The 23,975-nt window shown below is 55.4% G+C and carries 21 protein-coding genes; 10 read left to right on the forward strand and 11 right to left on the reverse strand.

All coding sequences use genetic code 11. The annotated features are described in order from the left end of the window. Positions 1–197 precede the first annotated feature (197 nt). From RMR16_RS16570 to RMR16_RS16585, 4 genes are read left to right on the forward strand one after another with little or no spacing between them, the layout of a single operon-like run. On the forward strand, positions 198–1,397 hold the full coding sequence (locus RMR16_RS16570; RefSeq protein ID WP_320199773.1) for an ROK family transcriptional regulator: 1,200 nt from the start codon (positions 198–200) through the stop codon (positions 1,395–1,397). Between the two features lie 37 nt (positions 1,398–1,434). After that, the gene (locus tag RMR16_RS16575; RefSeq protein ID WP_320199774.1) at positions 1,435–2,535 is read left to right on the forward strand and encodes a Gfo/Idh/MocA family protein; all 1,101 of its coding nucleotides are present in this window, start codon (positions 1,435–1,437) and stop codon (positions 2,533–2,535) included. 18 nt (positions 2,536–2,553) lie between these two features. Next, positions 2,554–3,195 (forward strand): ThuA domain-containing protein, encoded by a 642-nt coding sequence (locus tag RMR16_RS16580; RefSeq protein ID WP_320199775.1) that lies wholly within the window; start codon positions 2,554–2,556, stop codon positions 3,193–3,195. Between the two features lie 45 nt (positions 3,196–3,240). Further along, entirely contained in the window at positions 3,241–4,269 is a 1,029-nt protein-coding gene (locus RMR16_RS16585; RefSeq protein ID WP_320199776.1) for a hydroxyacid dehydrogenase, read from the forward strand. Positions 4,270–4,932: 663 nt separating this feature from the next. Here the strand turns inward: RMR16_RS16585 and RMR16_RS16590 are convergent. Genes RMR16_RS16590 through RMR16_RS16600 form a run of 3 tightly spaced genes read right to left on the reverse strand, consistent with a single transcriptional unit; the run spans position 4,933 to position 7,467 of the window. Next, on the reverse strand, positions 4,933–5,061 hold the full coding sequence (locus RMR16_RS16590) for a DUF2474 domain-containing protein (protein ID WP_320199858.1): 129 nt from the start codon (positions 5,059–5,061) through the stop codon (positions 4,933–4,935). Beyond that, positions 5,058–6,062 (reverse strand): cytochrome d ubiquinol oxidase subunit II, encoded by a 1,005-nt coding sequence (gene cydB, locus RMR16_RS16595; RefSeq protein WP_320199777.1) that lies wholly within the window; start codon positions 6,060–6,062, stop codon positions 5,058–5,060. Before cydB ends, RMR16_RS16590 begins: the two co-directional genes overlap by 4 nt. Continuing rightward, positions 6,052–7,467, reverse strand: a complete 1,416-nt coding sequence (locus tag RMR16_RS16600; RefSeq protein ID WP_320199778.1) for a cytochrome ubiquinol oxidase subunit I — start codon at positions 7,465–7,467, stop codon at positions 6,052–6,054. Before RMR16_RS16600 ends, cydB begins: the two co-directional genes overlap by 11 nt. Before the next feature lie 315 nt (positions 7,468–7,782). Here RMR16_RS16600 and RMR16_RS16605 point away from each other — a divergent pair, with 315 nt between their 5' ends. The 4 genes from RMR16_RS16605 to RMR16_RS16620 all read left to right on the forward strand — a co-directional run bounded on the left by RMR16_RS16605 (position 7,783) and on the right by RMR16_RS16620 (position 10,561). Further along, a complete protein-coding gene (locus tag RMR16_RS16605) occupies positions 7,783–9,294 on the forward strand; it encodes a helix-turn-helix transcriptional regulator (protein WP_320199779.1) in 1,512 nt (503 codons plus the stop codon). Positions 9,295–9,465: 171 nt separating this feature from the next. After that, positions 9,466–9,645 carry a CsbD family protein gene (locus RMR16_RS16610; RefSeq protein WP_320199780.1) on the forward strand — a complete coding sequence of 60 codons (180 nt, stop codon included), beginning with the start codon at positions 9,466–9,468 and terminating at the stop codon, positions 9,643–9,645. A 62-nt stretch (positions 9,646–9,707) separates the two neighbouring features. Continuing rightward, positions 9,708–10,049, forward strand: a complete 342-nt coding sequence (locus tag RMR16_RS16615) for a BON domain-containing protein (RefSeq protein WP_320199781.1) — start codon at positions 9,708–9,710, stop codon at positions 10,047–10,049. Continuing rightward, a complete protein-coding gene (locus tag RMR16_RS16620) occupies positions 10,046–10,561 on the forward strand; it encodes a DUF992 domain-containing protein (RefSeq protein WP_320199782.1) in 516 nt (171 codons plus the stop codon). Before RMR16_RS16615 ends, RMR16_RS16620 begins: the two co-directional genes overlap by 4 nt. 573 nt (positions 10,562–11,134) lie before the next feature. On the opposite strand, the gene RMR16_RS16625 is transcribed toward RMR16_RS16620, so the two are convergent. Together RMR16_RS16625 and RMR16_RS16630 are read right to left on the reverse strand one after the other, a co-directional pair. Continuing rightward, on the reverse strand, positions 11,135–11,560 hold the full coding sequence (locus RMR16_RS16625) for a DUF4112 domain-containing protein (protein ID WP_320199783.1): 426 nt from the start codon (positions 11,558–11,560) through the stop codon (positions 11,135–11,137). Between the two features lie 103 nt (positions 11,561–11,663). Continuing rightward, entirely contained in the window at positions 11,664–12,326 is a 663-nt protein-coding gene (locus RMR16_RS16630) for a DUF2161 domain-containing phosphodiesterase (RefSeq protein WP_320199859.1), read from the reverse strand. Between the two features lie 294 nt (positions 12,327–12,620). On the opposite strand from RMR16_RS16630, the gene RMR16_RS16635 reads away from it, so the two are divergent. Then, positions 12,621–14,522: an AI-2E family transporter gene (locus tag RMR16_RS16635; RefSeq protein WP_320199784.1), complete on the forward strand. Its 1,902-nt coding sequence runs from the start codon at positions 12,621–12,623 to the stop codon at positions 14,520–14,522. A 242-nt stretch (positions 14,523–14,764) separates the two neighbouring features. On the opposite strand, the gene RMR16_RS16640 is transcribed toward RMR16_RS16635, so the two are convergent. The 6 genes from RMR16_RS16640 to RMR16_RS16665 form a co-directional block, all read right to left on the reverse strand. Further along, the gene (locus RMR16_RS16640; RefSeq protein WP_320199785.1) at positions 14,765–15,919 is read right to left on the reverse strand and encodes a mandelate racemase/muconate lactonizing enzyme family protein; all 1,155 of its coding nucleotides are present in this window, start codon (positions 15,917–15,919) and stop codon (positions 14,765–14,767) included. A 14-nt stretch (positions 15,920–15,933) separates the two neighbouring features. Then, positions 15,934–17,142, reverse strand: coding sequence for a D-mannonate dehydratase ManD (gene manD, locus RMR16_RS16645; protein ID WP_320199786.1), 1,209 nt, complete (start codon positions 17,140–17,142; stop codon positions 15,934–15,936). Positions 17,143–17,154: 12 nt separating this feature from the next. Next, positions 17,155–18,846 (reverse strand): ABC transporter ATP-binding protein, encoded by a 1,692-nt coding sequence (locus RMR16_RS16650; RefSeq protein ID WP_320199787.1) that lies wholly within the window; start codon positions 18,844–18,846, stop codon positions 17,155–17,157. Next, on the reverse strand, positions 18,846–19,994 hold the full coding sequence (locus RMR16_RS16655; RefSeq protein ID WP_320199788.1) for an ABC transporter permease: 1,149 nt from the start codon (positions 19,992–19,994) through the stop codon (positions 18,846–18,848). The genes RMR16_RS16650 and RMR16_RS16655 overlap by 1 nt, the downstream gene beginning before the upstream one ends. After that, a complete protein-coding gene (locus RMR16_RS16660) occupies positions 19,991–20,977 on the reverse strand; it encodes an ABC transporter permease (RefSeq protein ID WP_320199789.1) in 987 nt (328 codons plus the stop codon). The genes RMR16_RS16655 and RMR16_RS16660 overlap by 4 nt, the downstream gene beginning before the upstream one ends. A gap of 75 nt (positions 20,978–21,052) precedes the next feature. Continuing rightward, complete coding sequence (locus RMR16_RS16665) at positions 21,053–22,990, reverse strand: ABC transporter substrate-binding protein (protein WP_320199790.1); 1,938 nt, start codon at positions 22,988–22,990, stop codon at positions 21,053–21,055. A 178-nt stretch (positions 22,991–23,168) separates the two neighbouring features. Here RMR16_RS16665 and RMR16_RS16670 point away from each other — a divergent pair, with 178 nt between their 5' ends. Further along, complete coding sequence (locus tag RMR16_RS16670) at positions 23,169–23,867, forward strand: GntR family transcriptional regulator (RefSeq protein WP_413785997.1); 699 nt, start codon at positions 23,169–23,171, stop codon at positions 23,865–23,867. Positions 23,868–23,975: the final 108 nt, after the last annotated feature.

Here is a 23,975-nt window from a genome sequence, read left to right on the forward strand (position 1 = left end):
CCCAGGGGACGTTCCTCACCAATTATTCCCCAATGCGGATTAATTCATATCAGGACGTGGTCAGTGTCAAGGCATATTGCCGATTTTTTCAGCTTTTCACTTGACACACCCCCGCCCTTCCCCGTTATTTAATCCGCAACCCGACATAAATATCGTGTCGGCCAAACAGCACCGAAGCTTGATCGCGACTGGAAACCATGAAGACCGCAGACCCGGAACTGATGCGTGCGATCAATCGCCTGAATGTCCTCGACACGGTTCGTCGCCACGGCCCGATATCGCGCGTGGAGATCAGTGAAAGAACACAGCTTTCCACAACAACCGTTTCGGCCATTACGGCATCGCTGCTGGATGACGGCTTGATTCTCTCCCGGCATCTCGGCGACATCCGCACCGAAGGCGCCCGTGGCCGGCCTCGCGTCATGCTGGAACTCAACCCGGATGCAGCACGCGTCGTCGGTGCAAAAATCGCAGCCAGCCGCATGGTGTTCGTGGTGACGGATTTCTGCGGCAACGTGCTTTCCACACTTGCGCTGCCGATCCGTATCGACCGCCAACCGATTGGCGTCATTGCCGACCTTATCGAAGACGGCGTGCGCCGTTGTGTGGTCGACGCCAATCTCTCGCTGGAAGATGTGGACATGGTCTGCCTCGGCCTGCCGGGCGTTATCGAACATCGTACAGGTAGAATTCGCTCCAGCCCCGTGCTGCGCGAAGTGAACATCAACTTCGCTGAAGAAATGACGGCCCGTTTCGGCACGCCGACCATCATCGAAAGCGATGCACACGCTGTCACGCTCGGCCATCACTGGTTCGGCAAGGCGCGCGATCTGGAAGACATGGTGCTGATCTCACTGGAACAGACATTGGGATTGGGTGTGCTGCACAGGAACGATCTGTTTCGCGGTGCCGGTGGTCTCAGCCACAATCTCGGCGATTTGGTATTGGTCGCAAGCCCGGAAGGCACGGTTCGCCTTGCCAGCCAGGCGGGAGAGAATGCCATCCTCGGATCACGCCCTGCGGACGGACGTTTTGCGGAAGCCATTCGCCTCGGCCGCGGCATGTTGCACGCCCATACGCTGGTGCTGGCGCAGGATAACGACCTCATCACTGCTGCCGAGCGGGCGGGCGCGGCCATCGGGCTGACGCTGGCCAACATCGTCACCCTGTTTGCACCGCCACGGGTCATCATCGTCGGGTCGAGCCTCGAACTTGGCGCGCCCTTTATCGACAGCATCCGAACTGCCTATGAGGCCTCGGTGCCACCTTCCCTGCAAGGCGTGGCAGAACTGGTTTTCGACAAATCGAGCGATGAATTGTGGGCGCAGGGTGCTGCGGCCGTCGCACTCTACGAGCTTTACGAATCGCCGTGGAACACCACGGGTCCGGCTCTCTAAGGAGGGAGCGGGTACAATTTTTTATGGGAGAGAGAATATGAAGAAAGTCGGCATAGGCATCATCGGCTGCGGCAATATTTCCGGTGCCTATTTGAAAGCGATGGCATCGTTTTCCATTCTCGACATTCGCGGCGTTGCCGACATGAATGCCGATATGGCAAAGGCAAAGGCCGAAGAGTTCAACGTTCCGGCCCGCACCGTGGATGAACTGTTCTCCGATCCGGAGATCGAAATCATCGTCAACCTGACAATTCCCAAGGCGCATGTCGAGGTGGCTTTGAGGGCGCTGGATGCAGGCAAGCACACCTATTCCGAAAAACCGCTCGGCATCAATTTTGCAGAAGGCAAACGGCTTGCGGAAGCGGCAAAGGCAAAAAACCTGAGGATCGGCGCTGCACCGGATACCTTCCTCGGCGGCGGCCATCAGACGGCCCGCACATTGATCGATCAAGGCGTACTCGGCACACCCGTCGGCGGCACAGCGACCTTCATGTGCCCCGGCCATGAACGCTGGCACCCCAACCCCGCCTTCTATTACGAGGTTGGCGGTGGGCCGATGCTGGATATGGGACCATATTACATCACCGATCTTGTCAATCTGTTCGGCCCTGTCGCCAAGGTCGCAGGTTTTGCGTTCTCGCCGCGAACGGAACGGCTGATCACCAGCGAACCGCGCAACGGCGAAAAAATTCCGGTGCAGGTGGCAACGCATGTTGCTGGCGCACTGGCGTTCAAAAACGGCGCAGTCGTGCAGGTTGGTATGAGCTTCGATGTCGCGGGTCACAAACATGTGCCGCTGGAGCTTTATGGCACGGAAGGCACGCTTATCGTGCCCGACCCGAACCATTTCGGTGGCGAAGTACAACTGCTGAAGAAGGGTGGCCAGTTAGAAAATCAGGATCTATCGTCGCCCTATGCGGATGGCAATTACCGGTCCATCGGCGTCGCGGATATGGCACATGCGATTCGTTCGAACCGGCAGCACCGTGCCAATGGCGATCTCGCCTTGCATGTGCTGGAAGTTATGGAGGCGTTCCAAAGCGCATCCGACACCGGCACAACAATCAACATTACCACTGCCGTCGACCGTCCAGCACCGCTGGCGGAATCACTGGTTAACGGCCAGATCGGCAAATAATCCCTAAGGAGCAACAATATGCGTGAAGCACTGATAGTCTGGGGCGGATGGAGCGGTCACGAGCCGCAGGAATGCTCCGTCATCATCAAGGATCTTCTGGAAGAAGAAGGTTTCAAGGTTTATGTCGAGCACAGCACCGAGGCCTTTGCCGACCCGTCCGTGCATGATCTCAGCCTTGTGGTGCCGATCGTCACCATGTCCAAGATCGAGAAGGAAGAGATCAAGAACCTTGCCGCTGCTGTTGAAAACGGCGTAGGCATTGCCGGTTACCATGGCGGTGCGGGCGACAGTTTCCGCGAATGCGTGGAATACCAGTTCATGATCGGCGGTCAATGGGTCGCCCACCCCGGTAACATCATCGATTACACGGTCAACATCACCCGCCCGGATGATCCGATCATGGAAGGCATCACCGACTTTCCCTATACGTCGGAACAGTATTATATGCACGTCGATCCATCGAACGAAGTACTGGCAACGACCACCTTCACCGGCGATCATGCGTGGTGGATCAATGGCGTGGTGATGCCCGTGGCGTGGAAGCGGAACTATGGCAAAGGCCGCGTTTTCTATTCGGCGCTCGGCCATCAGGCGAAGGAATTTGCCGTCCCGCAAATGCGGGAAATCTTCCGTCGTGGCGCAAACTGGGCCGCGCGGTAACGAAAAACGGGACGGAAAGGTGCCGTCTCATAACGGGAGGTATTCATGACAGGTCGCAACATCGTGCTCGTCGATCCGCTGCCGCGAACCCTTGACCTGATCATGGAGCCCGATGTTCGCGCCCGGTTGGAAAAGCTCGGTGAACTTGTCATTTCGGAAGATCGGCAAATACCTGCGGAGCAGGTGGATGCCCTTCTTCCCGATACCGTTCTGATCTTTGGCCAGACCGACATGCCGAAAGAGCGGCTGGAGCGAGCACGAAAGCTCAAGGCGATCATCAATGTGGAATCGAACTTCCTGCCGAATATCGACTATCAGGCCTGTGTGGAGCGCGGCATCTGGGTGATCACGCCCGCGTCGGCCTTTTCATCGCCTGTCGCTGAGGCATCGATCGGCATGGCGCTCGATCTGGCACGCGGCATAACCATTGCAGACCGCCAGTTTCGCAACGGCACCGAAGAGTATGGCCTTGCAGGCAACGCTGACACGTTCCGCTATGCCGGAGCACCCATTGGCATCATTGGGTTCGGGGATCTGGGCCGAGAGCTTCGCGAACTTACGCGTCCGTTCAAGAACGAAGTTCGCGTCTATGATCCGTGGCTGCCGGAAGAGATCATCGAGCGTTTGGACTGTATCCCCAGCACTCTAGATGAGGTCTTTTCCAAATCCCGTGTGGTTTATGTCTTTGCCAGCGTGACCAGCGAAAATCAGGGTTTCATTGGAAAACGTCAGTTCGACGTCATGCAGCCGGGCTCGGCTTTCCTGCTGATGAGCCGCGCTGCCGTGGTCGATTTCCCCGCCATGCTGAACGCCGTAAAATCCGGCCATGTCCGCGCGGCAACGGACGTGTTTCCCGATGAACCAGTGGCGGCGGATGATCCCGTCCGTTCGATCCCGGGCCTGCTGCTTTCCGCACATCGCACGGGCGGCACGCGCGATGCCTTCTACAAGCTCGGCTCTATGGCAGTCGCGGACGCGGAACTGATCATGAAAGGCCTTCCGCCGCAGCTTTGCCGACGCGCCGACCCCGCCACAGCCAACAGACTTCGCTCAAAGCCGGTGAGTGTCTCATAGCTTAAGAAAGGTTTGTTCGGTAAAGTAGCAGGACAGCTACGAAGGTCGCAAAACCAATAGCAGTCAAAAACAAAGCTCGTATTTTCGCGGTCCGCTCACGATGAATTATCGCAGCTGCAAACGTGCAGAGGGACCACACGGTTGTGACGATAATCAAAAGCCACGAATACAGAAACGGACCGAGATCATAGCCGCCACCGCCGATCGAGGCTCCGGAGCTCGTATCGATCTGAACTGCGATCAGCGAGAAAACGGGTACCGCAAGTAGCAAAAGCATTACCCAAAACGACTTATTTATCATCAAACCTCAGCCAACCCATGCAGGTTTCCGTTGGATCAGTAGCGGTTCCCCTGCGAAATTTCGTTGGGTAGTTTTGCCATGAATGCGTTAAGAGAACGAGGTGTGCAAGCCGCATTACCGCTCCTTGTTACTGCGACCTCCTAAGCCATGTCCGGCTCCGCACTCACCTATTTCGGCTCTACCTTGCCCAGAGCCAAAAATGCTTCGGCTCTCACCATGGAGAGCAGATATCAAACCATGGTGTCATTAAAGATCAACACGATCCCGAACATGCCGCAGCTGATGTAGATCAGCCCTCCCCCAATAAATATAATTTGCGTTGGTCAAATCTGGCTCACGGAAGAAACGATTCCTATCCATAGTTACGGCATAATCATCAGTCGGATCGCATAGGCCACCACTGTCAGCGCCAGCACGCTGACCAGCCAGATGCCTGCAAACCATAAAAGTCTTTTTGGCAGGGGCGTATGGGGAGACGGATTTGGTATCAGTGATACCCCTCTTCAGGATCGATCTTGCCGCGGAACACCCAGTAGGCATATCCGGTATAGGCAAGGATGATGGGGATAAGCACGCTTGCGCCCACCAGGAGGAAGGCCAGAGAGCTTTCAGGCGCTGCCGCTTCCCAGATCGTCAGTGAACCCGGCACGATATATGGATAAAAGCTGATGCCGATACCAGCGAAGCAGATTATGAACAGGCCGAGCGCAGCCAGAAATGGCTGAACGCTTTTTTCACGTAACAGTCCATGCCACAACGCCACCGCACATGTCACCACCAGCAGCGGCACAAGCGCCGAGAAAAATGCCGTGGGCCAGCCGAACCAGCGCTCGAAATAGACACGGTCGATAAACGGCGTCCAAATGCTTACGACGCCGATCAGCAGCAGCGTTCCTGCACCTGTGGCCATAGAGATTTTTCGTGCGTGTGCCTGTAGCTCACCTGTCGTTTTGAGGTTGATCCATGTTGCGCCCAACAGCGCGTAACCGACGACAACGGCCAGCCCTGTGACGATGCTGAACGGCGTCAACCAGTCCCACCAGCCGCCTGCATAAGCGCGATTGACCACGCGGATACCCTGAACCAGTGCGCCGAGTGCCACGCCCTGCATAAACGCCGCAATGGTAGAACCGACGAAGAACCCCGCATCCCACCAGATGCTGCCGCGGTTCGTACGCCAGCGAAATTCGAAGGCGACGCCACGAAAAATCAGCCCCAGCAGCATGAGGATGATCGGCATGTAAAGGGCTGGCAGCACTGTGGCATAGGCCAGCGGAAACACCGCCATCAAGCCGCCGCCGCCCAGCACCAGCCACGTCTCGTTGCCATCCCAGACCGGGGCGATGGAGTTGGTCATGACATCCCGGTCATGCCGTTTGGGAAACAGCGGAAAAAGAATGCCGATGCCGAGATCGAAGCCATCGAGAATGACATAGGCCAGCACGGCAAAAGCGATCAGCCCCGCCCATATAAACGCAAGATCAAACATCATGACGGTCTCCCGAATGCATTTCCTGAGCAAGACCGGGTGTGATGCCGGCGGCGCGCACCGGCGCGTGATCAAGTTCGTGGTCCTCATCGAAGATCGGTGTGCGGTGCATCAGTCGTAGCAGATAAAATACACCTGCCCCGAAGACGATGAAATACACCACGATGAAGGCTAACAGCGATGCACCCACTGCGGGCGCATCGACCGGCGATAGGCTTTCGGAGGTTCGCAGCAGTCCATAGACCGTCCATGGCTGACGACCGACTTCCGTGGTGTACCAACCCGCCAAAACCGCAATGAAACCCGATGGTCCCATGCACACGGCAGCACGGTGCAAAAGCCGGTTATCGTACAGACAGCGGCGATATCTCGCCCAGAGCGACCACATGCCAAGTCCGAGCATCAGCATGCCGATACCAACCATAACGCGGAACGTGATAAATGGAATGAGCGCTGGGGGCCTGTCGTTGCGGTCCCATTCTTTCAGCCCCTTGATCTCGCCATCCAGACTGTGGGTGAGGATTAACGAACCGAGCTTGGGAATTTCCAGCGCGTAGCGGGTCACCTCAGCCTTGTCATCGGGCAGACCGAAAAGGATGAGCGGTGCGCCGCGATGCGTTTCATAATGACCTTCCATCGCGGCGATTTTCGCGGGCTGGTGTTCCAACGTGTTAATGCCGTGGAGATCGCCAACGAAAATCTGGATAGGGGTGACCAGGGCGGCCATCCACATGGCCATGGAAAACATCACCCGCGCCTGACGATTGCTGCGATCACGCAGCAAATGATACGCACCCACCGCGCCCACACCAAAAGCCGTGGTCAGAAATGCCGCCAACACCGTGTGAACCAATCGATACGGAAATGACGGATTGAAGATGATCTTCCACCAGTCCTGCGGCATGAACTGTCCGTTCTCGCCCATGATATGGCCTTGTGGCGTCTGCATCCAGCTATTGGCAGAGAGAATCCAGGTCGCGGAAATCAGCGTGCCGATGGCAACCATGGCCACGGCAAACATATGCAGATTATCGCCCACGCGTTTGCGCCCGAACAAAGCTATGCCCAGAAAGCCTGCTTCAAGGAAAAATGCCGTTAGAACTTCATATCCCATCAATGGCCCGATAACCGGCCCGGCCTTGTCGGAAAACACTGCCCAGTTGGTGCCGAACTGATAGCTCATCACGATGCCCGAAACCACGCCCATGCCAAAGGTAATGGCAAAGATCGGTTTCCAGTATTCGAAGAGTTTGAGATAAACCGGATCGCGCTTCCACAACCAAAGCGCATTGAGAATGGCGAGATAGCTTGCCGTGCCAATGGAAAATGCCGGAAATATAAAGTGAAAAGACACAGTAAAAGCAAACTGGATACGCGCTAGAATCTCAGCGCTGAAACCGTCAAACACTTTAACCTCCTTCAATGAGTGATAATATTCCGTTGTGTAATAGAAAGGCTAAGCGGGCGCACTGCGCTCAATTATCGCGCGATCATTTGGCGCGCGTGTCACTGTGACGCACGATTTTGCCACCAAACCGGTAAATTAGGGATGGGCGCATTTTCGTCCCCTTATCGATGATACATCATAGTCATCCAGGTCGATAGGAGCGATGCACGTTGAGGCTGAGGTCGGCCTGCTTGTCTATGATGTCAGGATTTTCTTCTTTTCCACTGGCCATAAGAATGCGACGTATGTTCCAACGATTATATTTCGAGATATGCGATGAACGATATTCCCCAGCCCCCTAAGATCAATCGAGGCAGCCTTCAGGAACTCATTGGGGGGTTGAGTGATGGGGTCATCTTTTTGGAGCCCAATGGCAATATCGCTTGGGCAAATAGTTCCGCGCTGGAGATGCACCGCGTGGCGAGCATTGAAGAGTTGGGCGCCAACGCCAGAGAGTACCGTCGTCTCTTCACTCTGCGCTATCGAAACAACCATCTTCTGGAGGAGGGCCAATACCCGCTCGAGCGCTTGTTATCTGGGGACACGGTGGATGATGTGACCGTGGAAATCTCGCCGTCCAGCGATCTCGATCTCGTCTGGGTCCACACCGTGCGGAGCATGATCATTTCCGACGGAACCGACAAGCCGGATGTCCTGGCTCTTATTTTGCGAGACGAGACGCCGCGCTTTGAGGCGGAGGAGAGGTTCGAACGCTCATTCAACGCCAACCCCGCACCGGGGCTGATCTGCCGGCTGGATGACCACCGCTTTATTCGCGTCAACGAAGGCTTCCTTGAGATGACGGGCTTTACGAAGGAAGACGTGGTCGGAAAAACCGTGGAGGCGATTGGTCTGTTTTCAAACTGCGAAACGGGCGAGGATGCGCTGACCAAGCTGGACGACGGGCGCGTGATCCGTCATCGCGAAGCGCTTGTTTCGCTGCCTGGTGGCGGTGACCGTCTGGTCATCGTCGCAGGCGAACCGATTTCCGTGATCGAGGAGCCGTGCATGCTCTTCACCTTTGCCGATCTGGACGCAAGACGAAAAGCCCAAAATGCGTTGCGCCAGAGCGAGGAACGCTTCTCCAAATCCTTCAGGCTATCCCCGGCACCTGCCGCCGTTTCCCGGCTGGATGACTTCGTTTTTACGGAAGCAAACGACGCGTTTTTGCAAATCTTCGGCTACGGCCTAACAGAAATCACCGGCCGTACCGCTGGCGATCTGCGCCTGTTCGAAGACGTTCCTGCAAGGCGCGCGCTGGAGCAAAAGCTGCGCGACAATATTTTCGTTCGTAACGAGCCTTTGCGCATGCGTCTGAAGGATGGCGGCGTGGCAGACTGCCTCGTGTCTGCCGAGCGGGTCGAAATCAATGACGAGCAATGCGTGATCTGGGCAATTCAGGATGTGACGGAGCGTAGACGGAGCGAAGCACAGCTTGTCGAAGCCATCGAAAGCGTCATGGCTGATACGTCATGGTTCAGCCGCTCCATCGTCGATCGCCTTGCAACGCTCAAACACCAGTCGACAGCGGCACCCACTGCCCAGTTGATGGAATTGAGCGATCGCGAGCGTGAAATCCTGGGGCTGATCTGCAATGGCCAAAGCGATGCGGATATGGGCGAAACTCTCCATCTCTCAAAGAATACGATCCGCAATCACATAGCATCCCTTTATGGAAAGATTGGCGTCAACCGCCGGGCGGCAGCCGTCATATGGGCCCGTGAGCGTGGATTTACCGGCGCGCCAGCGACAACCAAAACCACTCCACGGCGTAAATCCACGACATAACCAAAAATCGGCAGAAATTGATAAAAAAGGTTATTTTCTACCAATTCGAATAGTACTTCACGATCTGTGAAAGCGTCCGTCGCCGCTGTATCTCCAATGCCATGATGCTTGTCGTCCTTACGACTGTCAGGCGTCATACGATTGAGATTACAGTTTTAGGAAGGATACATCATGGATAAGAACCGTATCGAAGGTGCCGCCAAGGAACTGAAGGGCACAATCAAGGAAGCAGCCGGCAAACTGACCGGCAACAAGAAGCTTGAAGCCGAAGGCAAGGGCGAAAAGATCGCTGGCGAAGCACAAAGCACCGTGGGCAAAGGTATAGATGCCGTCAAGGGCGCGCTCAAATAAGCGTCCATCCAGCAATCTGGCTCGACGGCAATGGCGAGCCAGATCCAAGGAGGCCAGCCCACATGCTCTTTCCCGTTCTCTCGACACACACAGAGTCAACTTCAGGCCATTATGCAACCGGTGCCGCGATCAAATCGTTACTGGCCTACGCGCACGGTCTGGAAGATTGCCAGATCGACGTCGAAGTTTCTTTTGGTATCGTCATGCTTACCGGCAAAGCGTCCAGCGTTGCTGCCGTGGACAAGGCGATCCAGATTGCCTCCGACATTTCATCGAGACCGGTCTTCAGCGACATCGATGTGTGCGAGACACACCTGGCCCTTCCCGTTCGGCCTGCTCACGATCCGTCAAAAGATCGTCGAAAGTCCGGCAACATTCTTTACATGAAAAGAGATACGATATGAAAAAAACACTCATCCTCGCTGTTGCCGGTGCAATGGCCATGACATCTGCCGCATCTGCTGCCAGCACGCATCACAACAGAAAGCCTGCGGAGAAGGTGGTGTCTCAACCCAAGCAGCGTCTGGGAACATTGTCCTGCGAAGTGGCAGGCGGCATCGGCCTTCTCGTCGGCTCCAGCCGTGCGGTCGATTGCCAGTTCAAGCAGCGTACCGGCAAGGTGGAACGTTACACGGGCACTATCGGCAAGCTAGGCCTTGACGTCGGTGTAACAGGCAAATCCTATATAAGCTGGGTGGTCGTCAACACAGAGCCAACAACCATTGGCCAAGGCAGCTTGGCTGGAACTTACGTCGGTGCATCCGCTCGCGCGTCAGTTGGTATCGGGCTCGGAGCCAATGCACTCGTCGGCGGCAACGCAAAGAACTTCGGCCTCCAGCCACTGAGCGCTGAAGCAGGTTTGGGTCTGAACGTAGCAGCGGGCGTATCGCGCCTGCAACTACGTCCCGCACGATAAGTGACGACAAAAAAACACATACGTATGGCGCCTCCTGGGGCCATACGTACTACGGATGGTGTTGCACGATAAAAACCAGGCAGCATCAGACGTCTGTTGGACGGTTTAAGAATTCATGAGGCAATCGATATCCTGAAGCTCCATGCGAGGGGAGCGTGTTGTTGTGGTCGAACCACAACAGCGGCTGCATTCAAGGCTTCTGGTTTCACGGGAGGATTGAACTATTATCGCAATCTGGATCGAAATTGGGAACTACAACAAAGCAATGCTGGCCAGATGGTCACGGTCCCGGCCTTGTTCCATGATCGGTGATCGTGACACGGGCTCAGCGTACCGGGCATGGATCAAATTATCGCTGGCATGCGGAGGTTAGTTCCAGACCTTCGCGGCTCCCACGCTCTTCCGGATGCCGGACACTGGCTCCAGCAAGAGCGGCCAAGTGACGTCTCGGCGTTGATCCTTGAGTTTCTGAGGCAAATTTAAGGTCGCACGCGTTGTTGGGTTTGAGCGAAAAGCCGCCGTCGCAGAACCTTCAAATTACCCGGGGATGTTTTTGGGATGTGCCACCGGCGGTCACGCGGACGAGCGTTTACGTCGCAACTCGTCGCGGTGGATGCCAAAATGATCAATGATCATATCGACATTGCGGCGGTGCGATTTGAAGTAGACATCAAACAGGTCTCCAACCAAAGGCACGCTGCCGACAACCGCATCCATGGCAATATTACCAACCATACGGGTCAGTTTTTCTTTTGGAACACCGAGGCGGCGGGCTTCATTGACGATGTAGAGACCGACCATAGCGCCTGCGCCATCGCCGATGACAGGCAACAAGCCCATGATGGAATCGGCACCAAAACGGATGCGCGTGCCGGGAATGCCGATCGCCGTATCCATGAGGCGCGCGATGCCCGAAAGTCGTCTCAGACGACGGAGCCGTTCCGCACCATCTGCGAAATCCTCCGATGTACCGCTGGCGTTCCATGTTCTTGCCGTCATAGCAACCTCACTCCAAAAAAGAGATATGTCCCAGCCCTATAGGAATGGGGACGCGGAGCGTTGCGTTCAAGAGCGGCTGATCAAGGACAGGGTTAAGTTCACCTTACGGCAAATCCTGTGCATTCAACCCATTTGACAGCACCAGTCGCCCGGCATCGCTCAGGCCGTACACACCCTTTTCGATTTTCACAAACCAGCCGTAGTAATTGTTGAGCAAAATCTTGCCCGCCGTCGGCGCCACGGCTTTAAGGTCGCGCGGACGAAGTGGACCGTTGACCAAAGCGCTGGCGCAGGCCAGAGCCTGCTGACGATAGGCTGTCATGATCGGGATTTTGGTGGAGCCACCCAGCGCGGGATCACCTCTTCGTTTCCTGTGTTCATTCACCAGCCGTGTGCGACGCTTGGGGTTGGCGCGTGGCATTGGCGAAACGGAACTGACAAAAACACTGATATCGCCCGCACCCGTCACCCCCAGCATCCCGATGCCGAGCCTGCGGCAGAGATCGCGATAACGCTTGTCCGCCTCACGTCCCCGACCCTTGGAGGAAATTCTCGCGGCAATCCACACCTCGTCGGAGACGGTTGCACGGTCAACAGCTTGTAAGATGAGCTCCAGATTAAAGCTCAGCTTCAGTTCGCAGATGACCACAACGGTCGGGTCGCCCTCACGAACTCCAACCATATCGCAGCCGCCAATCTCACCTTTGACCGTATAACCGGCTGCTTCAAGAAAGGTTTTGACGGGTAGATAAAGCGACGTTTCCATATTGACCTGATGTGAAATATTCAAAAGACGAAAACCTGTCAGCTCCATAAAGCGATTAAGGCAAATGCCAAACTCATTTTGTCGCAACCCGATCTAGAGCCCCTTCGCAGCGCCACCTACCGGGACGAAAGATGTGCGCGGTACGTTGCATCTTTAATGTCTTTCGCGAGTTAAAGCTGCTCTTCATGCAGCAGGTGCGGACATGGCACAGATCACTCTTAATTGGTCAGGGCATCAGGCGGTGAGCGACTGATGGGCTCTATCTCCTCAACATCAAACGATATCGGAAAGCTTATGGCCGTTTCTAGTCAAGGTCCGCTGGCCAACACGAAGCTTTCTGGACGAACGATCCTCATCCTGATTGGTGTTGCAGTTATTCTGCGCGTTGGGCAGGACATATTCGTGCCACTGGCTCTATCCCTGCTCCTCACCTTCACGCTCGCGCCGATTGTTTCGTTTCTTCGTAAACGATCCGTTCCGAAGATTGCTGCGGTCATCTTGGCGGTCGCCTCCGCCTTTATGGCAATTGCGTTGTTCAGCTTCGTCGTCGCCACGCAGGTCACCAATCTCGCAGAAAACATCCCGACATATCAGCGCAATATCGTCACGAAAGTGCAGGCGCTCAGTCAGGCAGGGTCCGGCAACGGCGTGCTGGAACATCTAAGCAAGGTGGTTGAAAGGGTCGGATCGGAATTGCAGACGCGTGCTGTGGAAAGTCAGGATGACACGACGACGACCACCGCACCAACGCCGCGCGAACCGATGCTGGTCGAAATCGTCACACGATCTCATCCAATCGAGACACTTGGAAACTTTATCCTTCCGCTGATCAGCCCATTTGCCACCGCAGGTCTCGTCATCGTTCTTGTGATTTTTATGCTGATAGAACGCGAGGATCTTCGTGACAGGTTCATTCGGCTGGTCGGCTTAGGTGATCTCCATCGCACCACGTCGGCGCTTCAGGACGCCGGAAAGCGGGTTGGAAAATATCTTCTCATGCAATTGGTGGTGAATGCGCTTTATGCTTTTCCCATCACCATCGGGCTGTGGGTGCTTGGCATTCCAAACGCAATCCTCTGGGGTCTGCTGACACTCGTTTTGCGTTTTGTGCCCTATATCGGTCCTGTCATCGGAATGATCTTGCCATTGTTTCTTGCTCTGGCCATCTCCCCCGGCTGGTCACTGATGGCATGGGTCGCAGCACTTTTCATTGTTACTGAACTGGTCAGCAACAATGTCGTTGAACCGTGGCTTTACGGTAGCCACACCGGCCTGTCTCCTTTGGCGATCATCATTTCCGCGATCTTCTGGTCATGGCTGTGGGGACCGCTAGGGCTGATGTTGTCTACGCCCCTCACCGTGTGCCTGGTCGTGCTTGGAAGATATGTGCCGGAGTTCAGCTTTCTCGATGTTCTCCTCGGAAACGAGCCCGTCCTCCAGCCGCAGGAAAAACTCTATCAACGTCTGCTGTCCGGCGATCCCAACGAGGCGACGGATAATGCGGAAGAGTTTCTCGAAGAGGAATATCTGATCGACTATTACGAAAAAGTCGGTCTTCCGGCCTTAATGCTCGGTGAAGCCGACCGACAGCGTGGTGTCATGTCGGAAACCCAGATCGTTCTCCTTGCGTCCAGCACGCAAACTCTCATCGAAAACCTAGCCGAATTTGCGGGTGAAGAGGAAACTTCAGAAGACGAACAGTCTGGAACGCCTGAGACCAAAGAGACAATTACGCTGCCGGATGGTGCAGGAAAATCGATCCTGTCTTTTGGAGGCAGAGGAGCGATGGATGACGCTGCATCCGCGATGCTGTCGCAAGTGCTTGTGGTTCAGGGCGCGCAGATAAGACAGGGCGATCATAGCATCATTGACGGGCGTGATTTAAAGGCACTGGTGGATGATGACATCGACACGGTTGTCGTTACATTTCTCAACGGAAACTCAAAGTCGCACGCCCGCCAGGTCGTGCGCCGTCTGAAGCGTATCAGGCCTTCGCTGCGGGTCGGCATCTTGATGCCGATGACCGATGGCGAAAGTTATAAGCAAATAGATCCGGAGGAAATAAGCGCCGACTTCGTGTCCGCCTCACTCACTCAGGCGGTGATATCGGCGCTCAGCGATACAGGGTCTGTGGCACTGAAAAGCCCGGTGCGAAAAGTGACCCGCCAACGCAGAGTGCAGCCGGTGGCGGCTTGATCGGAAGTTCACAAACCGCGCCGGCAAAACTTCCCGCAACGCTCTTCCAGTGATTGTACGATATCATCCTGGCAGCATCTAGAGATGGGATGCTGGCAGGCCACCGCTTAGGATTTCGTTTAGCCCTAAGATCCCAGTAGTTACGGCTGCTGGCGCTTTCGATCCGACGAAGCGCCAAGCTGTGATGGAAACGGCCTACCGTCTGTAGGAATTCGACGCGCCGTCCCCATACCGCAGCGAGACTACCAGTTCGTCACAGACCCATCGCGACGTTTGAGATGGGGTGCCTCCCAAAACTCGAAGTCTTGCTTGGCCAATAGTTTCTCATTGACTTCGATGCCGAGTCCTGGTGCATCGGAGACGGTGTAAACGGCACCTTCAAGTTTTGGCTGTACGGGAAAGAAATCTGAATTGTCGAAACCCAGATGGGTCTCTGCTGGACTAGCACGCGTTTCCAGCCAAGAAAAATTCGGCACTGCCGCACAGAAATGTAAGGTCGCTGCCGTGCAGATGGGACCGAGAGGATTATGTGGCATCATATCCACGTAGTGTGTTTCACTCCAGGCAGCGACTTTCATCGACTCCGTCAGGCCACCCACGTTGCAAACATCGAGACGATTGAACTGGTGGATGTCACGCTCGATATAGGGCTGGAACTGCCATTTTGAGGAGAACTCCTCGCCGATTGCAAAGGGAACATCGGTTAATCGTCGCAGAGCTTCATAAGCCCCCGGGGATTCGTCACGAATGGGTTCTTCGAGGAAGTCGAGTGTGCCTGATGGCATTTTCTGGCAGAAGCTGGCGGCTTCTGCCACCGTGAGACGGTGATGGTAATCGATGCCGAGCACGACATCCTCTCCAAGTTCTTCACGGGCCTTCACCAGCCACTTTGCCGTCGTGGCAATGTGTTCGCGTGGCTCGTAGATTTGTTTCTCTTCATGGCCCGAGGGAGAAAGCCGCATCGCCGTCCAGCCATGCTCAATCAGCATCTTGGCCTGATCAATCATTTCAGGCCCAGGGGCGGCGTAAGTGGTTGCGAAGGTCGGAATATGATTCCGCTGCTTGCCGCCCAGAAGATCATAGACCGGCACGCCAAGCGCCTTGCCTTTGATGTCATGGAGCGCGATGTCGATGGCGGACACTGCGGCCTGAAGGACGCGCCCGCCTTCGAAATATTGGCTGCGATACATCTCCTGCCACAACGAGCCAATCTTGAATGGATCTCGCCCACGCAAGAATTCTGCATAGTGTTCCAGTGCGCCGACAACGGCTTTCTCGCGGCCCGAAAGACCGCTTTCGCCCCAGCCGAAAATCCCTTCGTCCGTTTCTATTTTCACCAATAGCTGGTTCCGGATACCAACCTTTACCGCGTAGGTTTTTATGGCAGTGATTTTCATATGTATCTCCCCTCCTACCAGTGCCACAAAGTGCCGTCTTCCAGACGGTTTACGGGCAGGTAGGCGCGCTGGTATGGGTATTTGGCAGCAAGTTCCTCATCGATATCGACGCCATGGCCAATGGCATCGCCGGGATGCAGGTAGCCATCCTTGAGGCTCCATGCGCCGGGGAAGACTTCCAAGATTTCTGGGAGATAGCCCGAATATTCCTGAATGCCGAAATTCGGCACCCACAGATCAAGATGGAGATTGGCGCCGAGGCATATGGGCGACATGTCCATTGCGCCGTGGCAGGCGGTCCGCACATTGTAAATGCTGGCAAAATCCATGATGCGGCGAAGCGCGGTCACGCCGCCTGCATGGACGCACGTGGTGCGGATATAATCGATAAGCTGCTCTTCGATCAGCAGCCGGGCGTCCCAGATAGTGTTGAACACTTCGCCCACGGCCAGCGGTGTGGTCGTATGTTTGCGGATCAGGCGGAAACCTTCCTGATGTTCAGCGGCGACTGTGTCCTCCAGCCAAAACAGTCGCGCAAACTCAAGATCTTTGCCGACACGTGCCGCTTCTATGGGCGTTAGTCTGTGGTGGGCATCATGCAGAAGCTCGATATCCCAACCATGGGCTTCACGAACGGCCTCGAACAGTTTGGGAATGTGGCGCATATATTTGGATGTGGACCACGTTTCCTCATGCGGTACCGCGTCATCTTCCGCATTGTTGGTAACGGACTTTGCGCCGGTGCCGTAGACATCCGGCAGTCCGGGTATGCCGCATTGTACACGGATGGCCTTATAACCCTCTTCCTTGCGTCGACCGACAGCTTCAACGGCTTCTGCGATATCGCGTCCCTGCGCGTGGGTGTAGCACAGCACCTTTTCACGACTGGCTCCGCCAAGGAGCTGATAAAGCGGCATATTGGCTGCTTTTGCTTTGATGTCCCAAAGGGCGGTATCGATACCTGCGATAGCAGCCATGGTTACAGGGCCACGCCGCCAGTAAGCACCCTTGTAGAAATACTGCCAGATGTCTTCGATGCGTGAAGGATCACGTCCTATCAGCAGAGGTGCGATATGGTCTTCCAGATAGGAGGCAACTGCCTTTTCACGACCATTAAGTGTCGCGTCGCCAACGCCTGTCAGACCCTCATCCGTGAAGATTTTGACGGTGACGAAATTGCGCCCGGGAGAGCAGACGATGATTTTGACCTGTGTGATTTTCATGACGAATTCCGTTTATTGAGCAGCTTGAGCATCGGCGTAGCGGAAGCGCTTCTGGATGCGGCGATCACGCGGATCGGGATGGGGAATGGCGGAAAGCAGCGCACGCGTGTAATCGTGGGCCGGATTGTTGACGACCTGATCGGTCTCGCCCTCTTCAACGATCCGTCCGCGATACATCACGGCCACGCGGTCGCACATATAACGAATGACCGACATGTCGTGGGAGATGAACACATAGGACAGGCCGAGTTCGTCCTGAAGCTTCATCATCAGGTCCAGAACCTGCGAACGCAGCGATACGTCCAGCGCTGATGTTGCTTCATCCGCAACGATCAGGCGTGGCCTGACGGAAATGGCGCGGGCAATGCCGATACGCTGACGCTGGCCACCTGAGAAGGCATGCGGATATCGCTCGCGCCATGCCGGTTCCAGCCCGACCTGTTGCATCAGTTCGGCAACACGGTCATCCAGTTCCTTGCCTTTGACGCCTGCGAGTTTCAGGGGTTCTGCAATGATTTGACCCACGGTTTTGCGCGGGCTGAGGGATCCGACAGGATCCTGAAAGATCATGCGGACTTCCCGGCGGATACTTTTCAGTTCGTTTTTGTCGGAAGCGCACAGGTCGATAACGCCGCCGTCCGGACGGCGATAATTGATCTCGCCTTCCTGCGGGTCATAGATGCGCAGGAGGCAGCGACCCATGGTGGTTTTGCCGGAACCGGATTCGCCAACGATGCCGAGGGTTTCGCCGGGACGGACGGACAACGACACGTCGTTCACGGCTTTTAAGCCAGAAGGGAATACCAGCGAAAGGTTTTTGACTTCAATCAGCGCTGGCGTGTCCGGTCTAATCGGCGGGCGGGAAAGGCGGACTTCGGCTTTCTTTTCCAGTTTCACGACGGAGCCGATCAGGGCGCGGGTGTAATCGTTCTGAGGCGAATGGAAGATTTGATCGACCGGGCCATGCTCCATGACCTTGCCGCGATACATCACCAGAACCTCGTCGGCGATTTCGGCCACGACACCCATGTCGTGGGTGATGAACAGCACCGCCATGCCATGGCTCTGTTGCAGTTTCTTGATGAGGTCAAGAATTTCCGCCTGCGTCGTGACGTCAAGCGCTGTTGTCGGCTCGTCAGCGATCAAAACAGATGGATTGCAGGCGAGCGCCATGGCGATCATCACACGCTGGCGCATGCCGCCGGAAAACTCGAACGTGTAGCGGTCGATTGCGGTTTCAGGGCGGGGAATTTCCACCTGCCGCAACAGTTCCAGAACACGTTCACGCCTTTCGCGTTTGGGCGTGCCAAAGTGAATACGCAGTGCCTCACCAATCTGCTCGCCGATCCGGTGGACGGGCGACAGAGAGCTCATGGGTTCCTGAAAGATCATGGCGATTTCCTTGCCGCGAACGGCCCGGATTTCCTTGCCACGTGGGTCAAGCTTGGCCAGATCGACGGCATTGCCTTCCCGCTTTGCAAGGATGATGGAACCGCTTTCGATACGGCCCGGCTTGTCGACGATTTGCAGGATCGAACGGGCAGTTACTGATTTTCCAGAACCGGATTCGCCAACGACACAGAGTGTCTGGCCGCGTTTCAGTTCGAACGAAACGCCGTCCACCGCCTTGAACACGCCAGTACGGGTGGGGAAATAGGTTTTCAGGTCTTCGACCTTCAGGATTGTGTCACTTGTCATGTTCATCACACCGACTCGTACGGGTCTGCGGCATCACGCAGGCCGTCGCCAAGGAAATTGAGGGAAAGGACGGCGATGACGATTGCCGCCGCAGGCGTGAACAGCAGCCATGGTGCCTGCGCAACCGCACGAATGTTCTGCGCTTCCTGAAGCAACACGCCCCAGGAGATGATCGGTGGCTGAAGCCCGATGCCGAGGAATGACAGGGCAGTTTCGGCAAGGATCATCGTCGGGATCGCCAGCGTGACGGTCGCAATAATGTGGCTCATGAAGGATGGTACGAGATGATGGAAGATAATGCCGATTTCGCTCATGCCATCCAGACGTGCCGCCGTCACAAAATCCTCATTGCGCAGTGACAGGAATTTTCCGCGCACTTCTCGCGCAAGACTTGTCCAGCCAATAAGCGACACGATGAGGGTGATGACAAAGTAAGTTCGAAGCGGTGGCCAGCCGACAGGAATTGCGGCGGCGAGCCCCATCCACAACGGAATGGTTGGAATCGAGCGCAGAAGCTCTATGGCGCGCTGTATGAAAAGATCGACCCAGCCGCCAAAGAAGCCGGAAATACCACCAATCGTTACGCCGAGAATAAGGCTCATGAAGACGCCGACGAGACCAATGGAGAGCGAGATACGCGCGCCGTGAACGACACGGGAGAAGATATCGCGACCCAGACGGTCAGCGCCAAAGATATAAAGGCTATCGCCCGGTTTGGCATCAGCCAGACCGAAAAGCTTGGTCTGTATGGGGATGAAGCCAAGCAGGTTATAGGGTTGCGAAGGCACGAAGAAGCCGACCAGCACTGGTTTTGCAGGGTCGGGTACAAACTCGCGCCGCATCGATTCCGTGTTCAGCGTCATTTTCAACTGGTCGACATGCGGCAGGAACGAACCATCGTGAAACAGCGAGATTCCCTGCGGTGGTGCATAGGTGAAGCGCGCATTGGTCGCGTTCGGATCGACGGGGGCGATGAAGTCCGCAAAGGCTGCGATGAGATACATGGCGCAGATCACGACGAGACTGACGAGCGCGATCTTGTGCTTCTTGAACTTCAGCCAGAACAGTTTCCATTGACCTGCAACGGCGATGTCCTTGCCATGAAGATGAACCGATGGCCCGGGATCAGTGGGGAGATGCGTGATATCTGTCATTGGAGGCGTATCCGTGGATCGGTAAGCGCGAGCAGGATGTCGGAGATCAGGGTTCCGATGATCGTAAGAACCGAGATCAGAAGGATCAAAGATCCTGCGAGATACATATCCTGAGCAAGAAGGGCGCGGAGAAGCAGCGGCCCGGTCGTGGGCAGGCTCATCACGACTGACACGATGATTTCACCGGAAATGACCGCAGGCAAAATCCAGCCGAGTGTTGAAATGAGCGGGTTGAGGGCCAGCCGCACAGGGTAGCGGATCAGGAGTTCGAATTCCGACATGCCCTTGGCGCGCGCGGTGGTGACGTAAGGTTTGGACAACTCGTCCAAAAGATTGGCACGCATGATGCGGACAAGCGCGGCAAGAGAACCGAGCCCGATAACGATGACCGGCAGCCAGACGTGTTGGGCAAAGTCCAGAAGCTTGGCAAAGCTCCATGGCGCATCAATCAAATCAGGCGAGAACAATCCACCAACGCTTTGACCAAACCAGACCGACATCAGATACATGGAGGAAAGCGCCACCAGGAAATCAGGCACGGCGAGGAAGAAGAATGCGAAAAAAGTCGCTGTGTAGTCGGAAATCGAATATTGGCGCACGGCGGACAAAATGCCGATCGGAATAGCGATGGCCCATACGAAGCACAGCGTCAGCAACGAAAGCAACATGGAGAAGCCGAGGCGGCTCCAGATCAGTTCCGTGACAGGTTTGCCAAGCTCGAACGACATGCCAAAATCACCATGGGTGATAATGCCAGCTATCCACTTGTAATACTGGAAATACATGGGCTGATCGAGGCCATAGCGTTCGCGCATGGCCGCAACGGTTCCCGCCTCTACGGCGCCGCCCTGACTTGCCCAGTCAGCCATCAGGGTCGTGAGATAATCTCCCGGTGGCAACTGGATAATAATAAACGCGATGATGGAGACGGCAAACAGTGTCGGGATGGCGAACACGAGCCGCTTGGCAATATATCGAAGCATGGAACTGCACCATTCGATTGGATCGAAGGGAGCCGGCGATGGCCCGTAGATCACCGCCGACCAGGGAGGAAGCGTTTATTTGGCCTTGTCGAAATACCACTGCGTCAGCGTGGGCGCCGGGTGCCACAGGTTTCCGGTAATCGGAATGCCATTGACGACATTCTTCAGGTTTTTGGAAACCATCATGTATTTCGGTTTGGGGCGTGAAATGCCGATGTTCAGGAAATTGTCCGCTGAAAGATTGAGGAACTCCTCCATCCGTGTCTTCCGGTCTGCATCATTGGCTGATGCATTGACCTTGTCGTAAGCCGCCATCAGCGCTTTCACTTGTTCAGGCGGTTCTTCACCTGTTTCGTGATTGGCGTACCATTCAGCCCAACGCACGGCAAAGAAGATGTCCGCTTTCTGGAACGGCATATAGCAACGCGGATCGGTGTAGACTTCCGAAAGCCCGCCAACGCAATTCCAGATGTAGGCGTCCTGCTCATTGGCAGCCCACATGGTGTTGAGACGAGCGCGGTCCGTCGTGCGCAGCTGGATATCGATGCCGATGTCCTTGGCATATTGCTGCACCATCTGCATGACGTCAGGGTAGGAAAGACCGAAGACATCAGCCACCATGAAGTTGATGGTCAGGCGTTTGCCGCTCTCATCCAGACGGTATCCTTCACCGTCCTTCTTGGGCATGATCTTGTCGAGCATGCCGTTGGCCGCTGCCGGATCGTATTCGGTGTATTGCGTGGCTTCGCGCTCATTGAACAACTCATGTTCAGGCTGAACGGCGACCTGTGCAGGCGTGCCTTGTCCGACGTAAACCAGATCGATGATTTCCTGACGATTGATCGCATGGCTGAGAGCGATACGGAAATCCTTGTTCTGAAACAGCTTCTTCTTCACCGGATCGGTGGAGTTGAGGTTGAGCAGAATGGTGGCGTCGTTTGCTGGCAGATCCTTAACATCCACAAATTTGTAATTACCGCTTTCCTGCCCATCGAAAAGGACAGACTTGAAGGTGGAATTGTTGATGTGGCGGAACGCAAAATCGAACTCGCCTGATGTCATTTTCAGCGCCATCAACTGCGGATCGTCAAGTTTTGCCCATGTGATGCCGTCGATGTACGGCAACTGGTTGCCGTCGGTGTCGACCTTCCAGTAATAGGGGTTACGCTTGGCCACCACACGTTCACTATCCGCATAAGGAACAGTCAGCACCCATGGGTTCAGCGTCGGCAGCTCCAGATTCTGCCAGTATGTCGGCTGAAAAGTCAGTGAGACCTTAGAGTTGAAAAGCGCGACCCAATCACCGGCCGCAGTGTTGGACTTCAAAAGGGCAGGAATGCCGTCCTTGTTGTACTTTTCGTGGAACTGGCTGAGATAGTGCTTGGGATAAATGACCGGTAGATGGCCTTGGCCATAAGCCAGTTGCTGAATAAACAGGCCGTAAGGGGTGTCGAATTTAAACTCGACGGTCTGCTCATCGATCTTGCGAACCTTGACCGGCTTTCCAGCGACCGTGAAGGTCGGGTTTTTCGCAGGCGATAGCGCGCTATTCATGAAGACATCTTCATACCAGAACATGATGTCATCGACGGTGAAGGGCTGGCCGTCGCTCCACTTCAAGCCCTTGCGCAGCTTGAATGTGTAAGTGGTTGCGTCATCGGATGCGGTGAATTCCTCGGCCAGTGATGGCACGACCTTCTTCCATTGCGGATCCCAACGAACGAGAAGTTCGTTGGCGATGGTGCGGGTCAGGTTATACTGGTCACCATTGGCGAGGATGGTTGTGCGAAGAGTGCCACCGTATTTTCCCACGCCATCGATCATCGTCTCGACAAAAGGCTTTTCGGGCAACCGATCGTTGACCGCAGGAAGCTTTCCAGCCTTGACCTGCTCCTCAAGAGTGGGAGCCTGCTTGTAGTCCTGTGCATGGGCCGGCGCGATCAGTCCGCATACAGCAATTCCCAACAACCCTGTCGAAACGACAAGGCCGCGCAGTTTGCGCTGGTATCTCATAGAATTCTCCTCCTGATCACCGGCGTCAACCGGTCTCCTCCAACACGTTGGCCAGACATCCTCCCGGCCTTGCGTCGACATCAACTTACAAATCGTACATTATTTGTCAATATAAATGTATAATCTATGCTTTTTTACGCTTTGCAAAGACCAATATGATGGATTAAAAGCGGTACTTATGAGCGCGATAACCAACATAAGCCAAGCCCGTGCCGTCGGCGATGAACAACCCGAAGATGCCGAATCGTCGGTATATGAGCGCCTGCGCGACGACATCATCAACGGTCGGCTTGTGGCGAATGAGCGTCTGAAGGTATCGGAGCTTGCCAGTCGAATGGGAACATCAACAAATCCCATTCGCGAAGCGCTTCAACAATTGCGGGGTGAGGGCTTCGTTCTCATGACTCCCAATCGCGGCGCCCGAGTTCGACCGATCGATGAGGAGTTTGTTCGCGACATCTGCGAAATCGAGGTATTGATAGAGCCTGCTCTGACACGTTGGTTCGTTGGGATTGCCACCCTCCAAGACATTGACGACCTCGAGCGCATACAAATGGAAATCGAAACACTCAACTATGCCGACGAGGAACAACACTCTGATCTCGATCTACAGTTCCATCGGCTGATGTACGACAGGCACTATAATCGACACGCGGTCGATCTTTGGGTGCGACATCGCCAGATTCTCGGTGCCATCGGTCGCGGATTTCCAACCCCACTCAGCCGCCGAGCCAACGTACTGGAGGAGCACCGCCAGTTGATAGCCTGTATCAAGGCACAGGATGCCGAAGAAGCGGCGCGCGTTATCGGTCAGCATGTCGAAGGCTCGGGCCGCAGTATCATTGAGCGTCTGCGGCTAAAGAAACGCCAAAGTTAAGACCGGATTTGTCGGCGATTTATGACCGCCGCGATGAACCTATGTGGCCACTGCCGTTCGTTGACCAAATGGGCGGCCGTTCGGCGCGATGGTCGGCCTACCACCCGC

The sequence above is a fragment of the Agrobacterium sp. rho-13.3 genome (assembly GCF_033957765.2).
In the GTDB taxonomy this organism is placed as follows: Bacteria; Pseudomonadota; Alphaproteobacteria; order Rhizobiales; family Rhizobiaceae; genus Agrobacterium.